Annotated in this window: 15 protein-coding genes and 1 tRNA gene; 7 read left to right on the forward strand and 9 right to left on the reverse strand. The window is 66.2% G+C overall.

The annotated features are described in order from the left end of the window. A partial coding sequence (locus tag ACRDUX_RS35810) for a threonine ammonia-lyase (protein WP_526421428.1) occupies positions 1–885 on the forward strand: 885 nt, incomplete at its 5' end. Positions 886–913: 28 nt separating this feature from the next. On the opposite strand, the gene ACRDUX_RS35815 is transcribed toward ACRDUX_RS35810, so the two are convergent. The 3 genes from ACRDUX_RS35815 to ACRDUX_RS35825 form a co-directional block, all read right to left on the reverse strand. Beyond that, positions 914–1438 (reverse strand): hypothetical protein, encoded by a 525-nt coding sequence (locus ACRDUX_RS35815; RefSeq protein ID WP_526421430.1) that lies wholly within the window; start codon positions 1436–1438, stop codon positions 914–916. Between the two features lie 55 nt (positions 1439–1493). Continuing rightward, positions 1494–2195 carry a glycoside hydrolase family 25 domain-containing protein gene (locus ACRDUX_RS35820; RefSeq protein ID WP_526421432.1) on the reverse strand — a complete coding sequence of 234 codons (702 nt, stop codon included), beginning with the start codon at positions 2193–2195 and terminating at the stop codon, positions 1494–1496. A 79-nt stretch (positions 2196–2274) separates the two neighbouring features. Next, complete coding sequence (locus tag ACRDUX_RS35825; RefSeq protein WP_526421434.1) at positions 2275–2481, reverse strand: hypothetical protein; 207 nt, start codon at positions 2479–2481, stop codon at positions 2275–2277. A gap of 36 nt (positions 2482–2517) precedes the next feature. On the opposite strand from ACRDUX_RS35825, the gene ACRDUX_RS35830 reads away from it, so the two are divergent. The 6 genes from ACRDUX_RS35830 (at position 2518) to ACRDUX_RS35855 (ending at position 6902) form a co-directional block, all read left to right on the forward strand. After that, a complete protein-coding gene (locus tag ACRDUX_RS35830; protein WP_526421436.1) occupies positions 2518–2946 on the forward strand; it encodes a hypothetical protein in 429 nt (142 codons plus the stop codon). Positions 2947–2950: 4 nt separating this feature from the next. Continuing rightward, entirely contained in the window at positions 2951–3448 is a 498-nt protein-coding gene (crcB, locus tag ACRDUX_RS35835) for a fluoride efflux transporter CrcB (RefSeq protein ID WP_526421438.1), read from the forward strand. Then, complete coding sequence (gene crcB / locus ACRDUX_RS35840; RefSeq protein WP_526421440.1) at positions 3445–3813, forward strand: fluoride efflux transporter CrcB; 369 nt, start codon at positions 3445–3447, stop codon at positions 3811–3813. The genes crcB (ACRDUX_RS35835) and crcB (ACRDUX_RS35840) overlap by 4 nt, the downstream gene beginning before the upstream one ends. A 68-nt stretch (positions 3814–3881) precedes the next feature. Beyond that, complete coding sequence (pgm, locus tag ACRDUX_RS35845; protein ID WP_526421442.1) at positions 3882–5516, forward strand: phosphoglucomutase (alpha-D-glucose-1,6-bisphosphate-dependent); 1635 nt, start codon at positions 3882–3884, stop codon at positions 5514–5516. Further along, complete coding sequence (locus tag ACRDUX_RS35850; RefSeq protein ID WP_526421444.1) at positions 5513–6772, forward strand: MFS transporter; 1260 nt, start codon at positions 5513–5515, stop codon at positions 6770–6772. The genes pgm and ACRDUX_RS35850 overlap by 4 nt, the downstream gene beginning before the upstream one ends. A gap of 57 nt (positions 6773–6829) precedes the next feature. Further along, a tRNA-Ala gene (locus ACRDUX_RS35855) sits at positions 6830–6902 on the forward strand. A gap of 485 nt (positions 6903–7387) precedes the next feature. Here the strand turns inward: ACRDUX_RS35855 and ACRDUX_RS35860 are convergent. The 6 genes from ACRDUX_RS35860 to ACRDUX_RS35885 form a co-directional block, all read right to left on the reverse strand. Then, on the reverse strand, positions 7388–7777 hold the full coding sequence (locus ACRDUX_RS35860) for a hypothetical protein (protein ID WP_526421445.1): 390 nt from the start codon (positions 7775–7777) through the stop codon (positions 7388–7390). Further along, positions 7777–8445: a nucleotidyltransferase domain-containing protein gene (locus ACRDUX_RS35865; RefSeq protein WP_526421447.1), complete on the reverse strand. Its 669-nt coding sequence runs from the start codon at positions 8443–8445 to the stop codon at positions 7777–7779. Before ACRDUX_RS35865 ends, ACRDUX_RS35860 begins: the two co-directional genes overlap by 1 nt. A 453-nt stretch (positions 8446–8898) precedes the next feature. Continuing rightward, positions 8899–9381, reverse strand: coding sequence for a hypothetical protein (locus ACRDUX_RS35870; protein WP_526421449.1), 483 nt, complete (start codon positions 9379–9381; stop codon positions 8899–8901). Between the two features lie 21 nt (positions 9382–9402). Further along, positions 9403–9687 (reverse strand): hypothetical protein, encoded by a 285-nt coding sequence (locus tag ACRDUX_RS35875; RefSeq protein WP_526421451.1) that lies wholly within the window; start codon positions 9685–9687, stop codon positions 9403–9405. A gap of 264 nt (positions 9688–9951) precedes the next feature. Continuing rightward, positions 9952–10755: a DUF3298 domain-containing protein gene (locus ACRDUX_RS35880; RefSeq protein WP_526421453.1), complete on the reverse strand. Its 804-nt coding sequence runs from the start codon at positions 10753–10755 to the stop codon at positions 9952–9954. Between the two features lie 162 nt (positions 10756–10917). Next, positions 10918–11362 (reverse strand): Fic family protein (locus ACRDUX_RS35885; protein ID WP_526421455.1); only part of this gene is annotated, 445 nt, incomplete at its 5' end.

An 11362-nucleotide genomic window follows, 5' to 3' on the forward strand; every position in this document is an offset into this window, starting at 1 on the left:
GTGCTGGTCAAGGACGAGTCGCTACGCCTCGGGCTGCCAGCGTTCAAGATGCTCGGAGCCTCGTGGGCGGTGCACCGCGCGCTCGGCTCATCCGATCGCGACCGGCACCGTCTGGTCACCGCCACGGACGGCAACCACGGCCGTGCGGTCGCGCGGATGGCGGCGCTGCTCGACCTACCCGCCACGATCGTGGTGCCGCGCGGCGTCTCTGCCCGGGCGGTCGGGCTGATCCGGGACGAGGGCGCCGAGGTGCGGGTGTTGGACGCGCCATACGACGACGCGGTGCGGCAGGCGGCCCAGCTGGCCGAGGCCGATCCCCACGCTCTACTGGTGCAGGACACGTCGTGGCCAGGCTATGAGGACGTGCCGCAGTGGATCGTGGACGGCTACGCGACCCTGTTCGACGAGGCCGCGGACCAGGCAGCGGAGCTGGGGGCCGCAATCGACCTCGTGGCGGTGCCTGCCGGGGTCGGCTCGCTCGCGCATGCCGCCGTGCTCTTCGGGCGCTCGCGGCCGGACTGCCGCATCGTCGCGGTCGAGCCCGATGTCGCCGACTGCCTACGGGCCAGCCTGGCTGCGGGGGCGCTGACCACGGTGCCGACGGGTCAGACGAGCATGGCAGGCCTGAACTGTGGCACGCCTTCGTATCTGGCCTGGCCGGACCTGCAACGGGGACTCGCTGGTGCGGTGGTCGTCGACGACGGGCTCGCCGCCGATGCGATCGCCGAGCTGGCTGCCCTCGGTGTGGACAGCGGTCCGTGCGGTGCCGCGAGCCTGGCCGCCTTGCACGTCCTGGCGAGCAAACCGGCCCGCGCCCAACTCGAGCTTGGCCCGAAATCGTCGGTGGTACTGCTCAATACCGAGGGCTCCGACGCGTCGGGCTGATTTCCCTTGCGAGGTCGCAGTGTTGGGGTCAGCGATTGGCCGGCACCGTGAGTGGGCCCCCACCCGCGGACTGAAGCAGGCAGATCACGGTGCTCGGGTCCGGGTTGGACGAGGTTCGATTCTGGTTCGAGTCGATCAGGTATGTGATCGTGAAGGTGCCGCTGCCGACGGGTTCACCCGTGTACTTGGTGAAGCCCTCGGCGCACTTGCGGTCGGCGACGTCGGCCACGGCGGTGTTGACCGCCAACGGTGCGCGTAGGAAGACCTCGGCCTGATGCGGTGTCTCGCAGTCCACGACCGCGACACCGATCACGTTGGGGTCGTCGAAGGGCGGCGGGTCGGCCAGGCAGTCGCCGACGGCGAGGTCGAACCAGTTCACGGTCCGAGCCGCCGGCGTCGGGGGAGCGGCGGCCGTCGTTGTCGTCGCCACGGGTGTCGTCGTCGTGACGCCGGTCGACGACGAGCTCGGCGTCGTCGTGCTCGAGGCGCAGGCCGACAGCAGGATCGGCACGGCCATCAGGGTGATCACCCCGACGGACGGACGGTTGCGCATCGGGTAAAACTAGCGACCGTCGCGATGGGGTGTCTGCGTTTCTTGAGACGGGCGCCTATTGGCCCCGGATCCTCGGGTTCCGGGGCGGCTCGACGTGGGTCGCGAGAGTCGGAGTGGGCGAGTCGATTTGGATTCCACACGCGGCGGCGAACTGCAGTGGATTCAGACCGTCGGCCGAGTTCATGTCGCAGTTGCCGAATGGCGGGGCGCCGTTCGGCAGGGTGGTCCCGTTGCCGTACCCCTTGCCGTCGGTGTACTGGTGAGCAACCTTGCCCGGGTAGGTCGGATTGTTTCCGTACGCGGCGATGACCAGACGCAGGCCCACGGGTTTGACCCGCCACAGCCGATTCAGGTCGCCCACGTTGCCGTAGCCGATCACGCGGCGCCGCTCACCGAGCCAATCGGCGACCGCCCCATGAGCCCGGTTGATGCCGTCGGACTGGTCGCCGGTGATGCTCCCACTCCAGCTCTCGACGTCGATCATCACGGCCATCCGCGGGTGCGGCTGTCCGACCATGTCCACGAGTGTGTCGACGGTTCGTCTCCAGTTCCGGCGCCAGACGAAGTACACGATGAAGAAGTCCAGGTCGCCGACGTCGCAACGGCGTTTGCACCAGGGATGGTTGGTGGCCCAGTTCCGGTCGCGGTGGTCGCCGTCGTTGGAGCGGATGCAGAGCACCCGGTGCGGATAGCGGTCGTCGACAGGGACCTGCCACTCGGAGACGTCCGCATAGATCGTGTCGGCCGTCGCCCCCACCTCTTCCCTGATCTATCGTGCGGCCTCCCAACCTACGCAAGGTGTTGCCCCGCTGCGACATACGCAGCTCGGTGGTGCCTCAGCCGTCGGCGCGGCGCGCGACGAACTCGCGCAATCGGGGATCGGTGGACGTGAAGCGGTCGACTTCCTCGCCTCCATCGCACCGCAGCAGTGCGATGGTCACGCCGCGGGACGTTTGGGCGACGAGCTGCCACGTGGCGCCGGCGTCCTGCCAACGAATCAGTTCGGCGACGTAGTCGCGGTCCTCGGTCGATTCACCGTGCACGCCTCTACCATGGCATCTCTGTCGTAGGCTGCCGCGGTGGACCCGGGCATCAGGTTGGCAGTGGCCGCGGTGTTCGTCTGGCTCGGCATGGTGCTGGCCATATCGTTCGTCGAGGCGCCGCTGAAGTTCCGCGCGCCAGGCGTCACGCTGCGGATCGGGCTGGGCATCGGCCGGCTGGTCTCCCGCGCCCTCAACGTCTTCGAATACGTGTTCGCCATGGTCATCGCGGCCGCCCTCTTCACCCACGAGACCTCGGCGGCCCTCAACGCCGCGCTGTGCGTCGCGGTCGGCGCGCTGCTCGCACAGACCATCGTGATGCGTCCCCTGCTGTCCCGGAGAACCTCCGCGGTGCTGGATGGAGGCGAGGAGGGTCCTCGATCAGGCGCCCACTACGTCTACATCGCACTCGAACTCGTCAAGGCCGTCGCGCTGGTGTGGACCGGCGTTCTCCTGATCGGGGATTGAGACGATGACCGCGAAGCATGGGCAGGGCGACGATTCGCATGCCGAACTGCCGTCCGATCCCGACGTGTCCGCGGCGTCAAGCAGGCCACTGCATCTGAGGCCGTCCACGCTGGCATGGGTGTTCGCCGGAGGTGTCGTCGGCACGGCGCTGCGATACGTAATCGAGAATCTCCTCCCGCACGACGCCTCGGGGTGGCCGTGGGCGACGTTCCTGATCAACCTGAGTGGCGCCTTCATCTTGGGCTGTCTCCTTGAGGGCCTGACGCGGCTCGGCGACGACTCGGGCTGGCGCCGACGGGCGCGACTCTGTGCCGGCACCGGAGGTTGCGGTGCCTTCACCACCTACAGCACGTTCGCACTCGAGGTCGTGTTGCTCGGTCGGCACGGGCACGTGGCGACCGCAATCAGCTATGGCGTGGTCAGCGTGGTGGGCGGAGTGCTCACCGCCTGGCTTGGAATCGTGGTCGCCGCGAGCGTTCACCGTCGGGGGGCGCGCTCGTGATCCCGGTACTGACCTTCCTCGCCGGAGCCACGGGCGCAGTGGCGCGATTCGTGTTCGATTCCTCGTTCAAGCGACGATGGCAGTCCCCGTTCCCGTGGGCCACCGTCATCATCAACGTGACGGGTTCGCTGCTGCTCGGCATCCTGGCCGGCCTGGTGCTCTTCGGTGGCCAGCCAGCCATCTGGCAGACCGTGATCGGAACCGGTTTCTGCGGCGGTTATACGACTTTCAGCACCGCCAGCTTCGAAACCGTCCGGCTCGTTCAGCAGAACCGGCGGGCCCTCGCTCTGCTCAACGCGTTTGGGTCATTGATCACGTCGGTCGCCGCGTGCGCAGCCGGACTTGCCCTGGTGTGGGCGCTCTAGGCTTTCGTCGGTCTGAATTCTTGGCGACGCCGACGTGCGACGCGGCGCGAGGGAGCAGAATCGAATCCATGCCTGCCAACCCGCGTGCTGGACAACCGGCGCTTCCAGAAGACCTCATCGACGTGGCCCAGGTGGTCACCGCCTACTACAGCGTCGTGCCCGACCCGGAGGACGTCGATCAGCAGGTCGTGTTCGGGACGTCGGGGCACCGCGGGTCCAGCTTGGACGCCGCGTTCAACGAGGCGCACATCCTGGCGACGACGCAGGCGATCGTCGAATATCGCGCCGCCCAGGGGACGACGGGTCCGCTGTTCATCGGCCGCGACACCCATGCTCTGTCCGAACCGGCCTGGGTATCCGCCCTCGAGGTGTTGGCCGCCAACGACGTGGTGGCGATGATCGACGGCGCCGACCGGTACACGCCGACGCCCGCCGTCAGCCACGCGATCCTCAAGTTCAATCGCGGGCGCGACAGCGACCTGGCCGACGGCATCGTCGTCACCCCGTCGCACAACCCGCCGCGGGACGGCGGTTTCAAGTACAACCCACCCAACGGTGGTCCTGCGGATACCGATGCGACGGGGGTGATCGCCAAGCGCGCCAACGAAATCCTGCGCGGCGGGCTGGCGGACGTGAAGCGGATCCCGCTGGCGCGGGCACTGCAGCTCGCGCAGCGGCACGACTATCTGAACGCCTACGTCGAGGACCTCCCGAACGTCGTGGACATCCACGCCATTCGCGCCGAAGGCATCCGCATCGGCGCAGACCCGCTCGGCGGGGCCAGCGTCGACTACTGGGGTGCCATCGCCGAGACGCACAACCTGGACCTCGTGGTGGTCAACCCGCTCGTCGACGCCACCTGGCGATTCATGACGTTGGACACCGACGGCAAGATCCGGATGGACTGCAGCTCGCCGAATGCGATGGCGTCGTTGATCGGCAAGATCGGGAACTACCAGATCGCCACGGGCAACGATGCCGATTCCGACCGACACGGCATCGTCACGCCCGATGCCGGGCTGATGAACCCGAACCACTATCTGGCGGTCGCGATCGACTACCTCTACTCGCACCGGCCGAACTGGCCAGGGTCGACCGCCGTCGGCAAGACGGCGGTCAGCTCGTCGATCATCGATCGCGTGGTGGCCGGACTCGGCCGCAAGCTGATCGAGGTGCCCGTAGGGTTCAAGTGGTTCGTCGACGGATTGATCAGCGGCACAATCGGATTCGGTGGTGAGGAGAGTGCGGGCGCATCCTTCCTGCGTACCGACGGTTCGGTGTGGACCACCGACAAGGACGGCATCATCCTGGCGTTGCTAGCCTCGGAGATCCTCGCGGTGACGGGGTCGACGCCGTCGCAGCGGTACGCCGAGCTGGCGGAGAAGTACGGCGCACCGACGTATGCGCGCATCGACGCGCCCGCGGACCGGGAGCAGAAGGCACGCCTGGCCAAGCTCTCACCGGAGCAGGTGAGCGCGACCGAGCTGGCGGGGGAGCCCATCACGGCGAAGCTGACGACCGCCCCTGGCAACGGCGCACCGTTGGGCGGACTGAAGGTGACCACCGAGAACGCGTGGTTCGCCGCGCGTCCGTCCGGCACCGAGGACGTCTACAAGATCTACGCCGAGTCCTTCAAGGGGCCGGAGCATCTGGCTGAGGTGCAGGAGGCGGCCAAGGACGTGGTGAATACAGTCATCGGGTGAGTTCCATAGCGGAGGGTGAGTGTAGGGAGAAACCGAAGCTCCCAAGTGAGGTATGGGTCCTCGTCACCGCCAACGCGGTGATCGCCCTCGGTTACGGCGTCGTCGCGCCCGTCCTGCCGCAGTACGCACGTAACTTCGGTGTCAGCATCGCCGCCGCGACGTTCGTGATCACGGCCTTCGCGCTGATGCGGCTGTGTGCCGCGCCCCTCAGCGGCGTGCTGGTGCAGAAGCTCGGTGAGCGCCGGATCTACCTCACCGGCCTGGTGATCGTGGCGCTGTCGACGGGCGCGTGCGCGTTCGCGCAGACCTACTGGCAGCTGCTGGTGTTCCGGTCGCTCGGCGGGTTCGGGTCGGCCATGTTCACGGTGTCGTCGTTGGGGCTGATGATCCGGATCTCGCCGTCGGATGCGCGAGGACGCGTCGCCGGGCTGTTCTCGAGCGCCTTCCTGGTCGGCTCCGTCGGCGGCCCCGTGCTCGGAAGCCTCACCGTGGGCTTCGGCTTGTCCACGCCATTCGTCATCTACGGCGTTGCCCTTCTGATCGCGGTCGCGGTGGTGTTCGTCCGGTTGCGGCATTCGTCACTGGCTGCGGCGGACGTCCAGACCGAGCCCGCCATCACGGTGCGTGAGGCCCTGCGCAACTCCGCCTACCGAGCGGCGCTGTTCTCCAACTTCGCCACTGGTTGGTCCGCGTTCGGGCTGCGCATTGCGCTGGTCCCATTGTTCGTCGTCGAGGTGCTCGGCCGGGGCGCCGGAATGGCGGGACTGGCGCTGGCGACGTTCGCGATCGGGAACGTGACGGCGGTGATCCCGAGCGGGTACCTGTCCGACCGGATCGGCAGGCGCCTGCTTCTGATCGTCGGCCTGACGGTGTCGGCGGTGTCGACGGTGCTGGTCGGGTTTACGACGTCGCTGCCGTTGTTCCTGGTGGCGGCCTACGTCACGGGTGCGGCGACGGGCATGTTCATCTCGCCGCAGCAGGCTGCGGTCGCCGACATCATCGGCAGCAAGGCCCGCGGCGGTACCGCGGTCGCGACGTTCCAGATGATGTCGGACTTCGGGGCGATCCTCGGTTCGTTGGCCGTCGGTCAGATCGCCGAACACCTGACGTTCGGGTCGGCGTTCGTGATCAGCGGGGTGATCCTGGCGGTGGCTGCGGTCTGGTGGGTCTTCGCGCCGGAGACCAGGCCGCGATCGAGCACCGAACACACGGCAGTCCGTCCTTTCGGTCCGGAGGCCGGCGGGGAGGTCCCGTGACGTGCGGTTTTGAACCGCAAGTGCTGGTTGGTGTACCGTCGACCAGCACGACTTCAAGGGGCTATGGCGCAGTTGGTAGCGCACCACACTGGCAGTGTGGGGGTCAGGGGTTCGAATCCCCTTAGCTCCACCCTTTTGACTAGGCAGTTTGCGGAGTTTTCGGCTCGGCGCACTTCCGCGGACTTGCGCGGTGGCAGTGTGCGGGTGGGGGTTCGAATCCTCTAACCTCCACCAGGTTTGGCTAACCGACCGGACTGGTCGACGGGCCGAACTGATGGTGCACCAAATCAGGTGTATGCAAACCGGTCGGGTCGATGACCCTCTCTTTTCGAGCTGCGCCGCACGCACCGGCTAGGCCACGGCTAGGCCCAGCTCTGCGATCAGCCGATCAACGGCGCAGCAGGCCACGGTCCACGCCCTCGAGGCGCAGCGGTCGGTTTGCACGCGGTTGTGGAGCAGATTCCATGACGGCAGGGGTCGGTGGAGAGGGTGCCCATGGACTCGCGACGGCCGGGGGTGTGGCTGATCCGCGTCGAGGACGTGCAGCGAAAAAGGTGTAACCCGAAGTAACACAGGAGGTTACCGATCGCGTCGTCGCTCCTTTCCGGAGTCAGGTTACTGGCCGACTGACGCCACGGCCCGTCTGGCCGCCTCGACGAGATGGGAAGCTGCGCGGTTCATCTTCTTGCACTCGGCGGTGGACAGCGGCTGGTGGGTGTAGGCCGCCTTGTTCTTCAAGCCGAGCAGGGTGTTCAGGTGTCTTTCGGATCCCTTGTCCGCCGTTTCCAGCAGGGAGACGGCCTCGCTATGGGTCCCGGTGGACGAATGCACACCGAGCCGGACGCAGCAGATGACGTCGGAAGCGGCGATACCGGCGTCCACGAACAGATCACCCGCCGCGTTGGGCATGTCGTCTTCTACGTGCTCAGCGGCGTCGAAGAACTCAACGGCCTTGGACAGGCGCCCCGCGGTAACCATGGAATTGCACTTACGCGTCCCCGCCATCAGGTTCTCCTCACTGCCGCAGCCTTGCCGACCGGGCGCAGCTGCCGATTGAGCCATGCCCGTGTCCCGGCGACGGTCAGGCCTTGCTTGGCCACGTCACTCAGTAGCGGCTCACCGACGGCAGCCGCTGCGCGAAGCTCGTCTTCGGTGTACTCGACGACGCGGCCGTCGTTACCGGTCCATGCGGTGACCGACCGCGCGAGTTCGGTCACCTGTTGCTCCCACGCCTCGAGATCGCCATGGCGGCCATCGTGTTCGTGATCGGAGGTGCGCACTAGAAACAGGTCGATGTCGCTGCCGAGAGTCATCCGCCCCGTTGCCGCTGACCCGAACACCGCGGCGTATTTGAGCGCCTCGCCCCATCCTTCCAGGTGCGCTTCGAGGCGATCGAGGAACGTGGCGGTCAGCCGCGACAGCGCCAGGATCGGCTCTACGGCAAGATGTTCGGTGTTGAGTCGGTAGGTGTTGGTCCTGCCGACCTGATCGTGGAGCACCACACCCTGGGCGGTGAGGCGGATGAGGACTTTGCGGATGCCTTCGCCTGACGCTTTGGTCAGGATGCGCTTGATTTGGGTGATCGTGAACGTCACCTCGCTGGTTGCCAGAACGGCGAGTACGTCGCCGTCCAACGTGGGCGTCACCGTGGCAAACGGCCGGTTCAGCTGCATTGCGGCCACTCTCCTTATCTCCAACTAAAGTTTGAGTATCACCACTATAGTTGCGATCTGCCATAGATACCCGAGAGCGACCAAATTTGTGAACGGATTTGTGAAACGAGACTCCGCCAAACGGCCGAGACAGCGTCGCACGGGCTAACACGCCGCTCAAACCTTGTATCGCCTGGCCTGGACGTATGTGCCACCGCCCGCTCCTGGCAGTGTGGGGGTCAGGGGTTCGAATCCCCTTAGCTCCACCCTCTTGACTAGGCGGTACTGCGGATCGCTGACTCGCTATTTCTCCTCGCGCAGCGGCGACCACGGGCTGCGGCGACAACCTTGCCGCCTGTGCTCGCAGTGCCCAGTCAAGAGTCGCGCTCGGGATGGGTTGGCCTGTTGTCACCTTGGTTCCGTATGGGGTCCAAACGCCGTCACTCGAAGTTGCCTGCCCGGTTATGCTGCGGTTCAGGCCTTTTCGCGCATTGATGCAGTCCACTCTTTGACGGCTTCGTCGCGACCGTGGCGGATCTGGACGCGGCGGTAGCCATGGGTTGGCGCGAGGCGTGAGAAGTGTTTGAACGTCGCCTCGGCGCCCTGCGATGTCAGTGCCTTGTCGAAGCGGACCCATTGCCACTCGTCACCGTCGAACGTCTGCTCCCACAGCGCGTAGAACGACACGCTGTCGACGACGGCACGGCGGACCATTTCCGACGGTGTTGCTCCCTGGACTTTGGCGCTGTGCACTAACTCGTTGCGAAGTGATTCGGGAAGCCGGATCGCCAGAACCGGTGTCTTGCCTGTCGTCCGAGTGCCCTTGTTCGGCCGCCCCGTTGGCAGGTAGGCGGGATTCAGTTCGACGGAGGTGACTTCGGCTGCCGTTGGGGGATTGGTCTCGTAGTCGGCGGCCATCTCGGCGTATTCGTCATCAGTGATTCGGGGCGTGGCCATGTCGATAACTCCATTGAATGATCAGGCCCGCTGAGGGCCGTATTCGGGATCCACCAACGAGTCGAGGCCGAGGCGTGTGATGAGGCCGGAACGCAGCATCAACGCGTGGAATACCTCGGCGACGTTGGGGTCGATGAGGTCGGCGATGACCTCGATCCACGATTGGTTGTCGGCGGCTGGCCCGATGAAACACCGGCGCCGTGTTCGCTCGACGGGGAGCAAGCCCAACGCGGTGCGGGGATGTGCAATCACGGCCGTCGCCTCCCCATCGATGATGAGGTGCGCGTGGGCGTTGGACCGGGTCACGGCGGCCACCGTAGGTGCGCCTCGCCTCGGCGAGGAACGCCACTTGGGCGCGGAGCGCGCACCGAAAGATGTTGGTGGGATACATCGCTGGCGGCATCATGTGGGCTGCCATGGACGCAACGTTGACGGTGCCCGGGGCGTTGATGGTGGTGATGCGCTTGACGGAATCGGTTGTGATCAGCTCGGAGTTGGGCATCCCGCGACCTGGCCTGCTAGTTCCAGGCTTAGTTGACGATGGCGATAGGTCTCAGAGCTTTGAAAGTGTTAGGCAATCATCGGGTCGATCGCCGACCGGGGCACCAGCACCTGCAACGCCCCAGCTGAGGCGGGCAACAACACACCCTGGTCGAAGAAGAAGATCACGCCGTCGTTGACCACCGCGAAATTCTGATAGTTGGCAGGGTTGTACAGCGCGGTTGTCGCGAACGGCAACGGCGGTGGCGGTGGTGGCGGCGTGGTAGTCGGCGTGGTCGCAGCTGGCTGTCCCGGTTGCGCGGGCGGCGGGGGAGGCGCGACGGGCGGCGGTGGTGCCAGCTGCTGCTGCAGTTCAGCTTGGACGATCGGCGCGACGGTCTTCAGCGGGTCGTCCACGCGCCACAGCGGCGTAGCTTGTTTGTCGTCCGGTGCGGCCGTGTAGGTGATCGTCTTGCGGTAGCTCTGGTCCCAGTTGAACGCCTTGTACGTCGTTTGTGGACTCGCGCCGCCGACGTTTTGGGTCACCTTGAACACCACGGCCTGTGTGCCGCGCGGGGGGATCGACGAGGTGTATTCCGTCGGCGTGATGCTCAGCTCATACGGTGCAGTGCGGGCCGCGCCAGACTTGGCCGTGTTGAGGAACCCGTCGCGGGTCTGGGAGATGTAGTCGGCGACCGACTTCTGGTCGGGGTAGTCCAGCGGAATGCTGATGTCGACGCTGTACCCGGGGTCGGAGAGCTGGATCTCACACGTGCTGCCGGTATTGCCGCCCTTGAGTTGGGCGCAGTAATCCGTCGGCGCCGCCACGGCCACGCCGGAAGAACCGAAGACGGTGGCAACCGCGGCAAGCACGGCCACGCTGAAAGAGCGCATGGGCAATCCCTCCAAGCAAACGCGGCACCGCGCCGCGACGACAGATTAACGTGCAGCGCACCAGTAAAGCGGGCCGGGCGGAGTTACCGGCTTGTGTGCGTGAGAAATTGTCTCGGTCTCCACGGCGACGTCTCCCTGTTCCGCCCTGTTGAAGCACAGCGGTCAGCCTCGCCGCCCGGCGCGTTCGGCGAAAGAGTCGAGCGCGGCGAGTACTTCAGGAGAACGCCACACTCGGTTGCGAGGTCCGTTGGTCGTCTCGACGAGGATTCCCGCCTCTGTGAGCGGGTTGAGGTAGCGGTGAGCGTTGGTGGACTCGATGCCCAGCTCCAGCGCCAGTAGCGCAGCGTTCACGACCGGGCGGCGGGTCAACAAATCGGCGACCTTCCACACTGCCGAGTCGGACCGCGCGGTGATCCCGTCGTTCCAGGTCGCCCGGATATGGCGGAGGTCGGCGACCAGTTGACGGCCGTTTGCGATAGCCAGGACGGTGGCCTGCGAGAAGCGCTCCACAATCGGCGCTGCGTCACCGTCGCGATAGCTAGTCAACGCGGCAAAGTATGCGCCCGTGTCGGCCAACAGTCCGGCCGAGACAGGCACCGTTACCTGG

The sequence above is a fragment of the Mycobacterium sp. genome, from assembly GCF_050701675.1.
In the GTDB taxonomy this organism is placed as follows: domain Bacteria; phylum Actinomycetota; class Actinomycetes; order Mycobacteriales; family Mycobacteriaceae; genus Mycobacterium.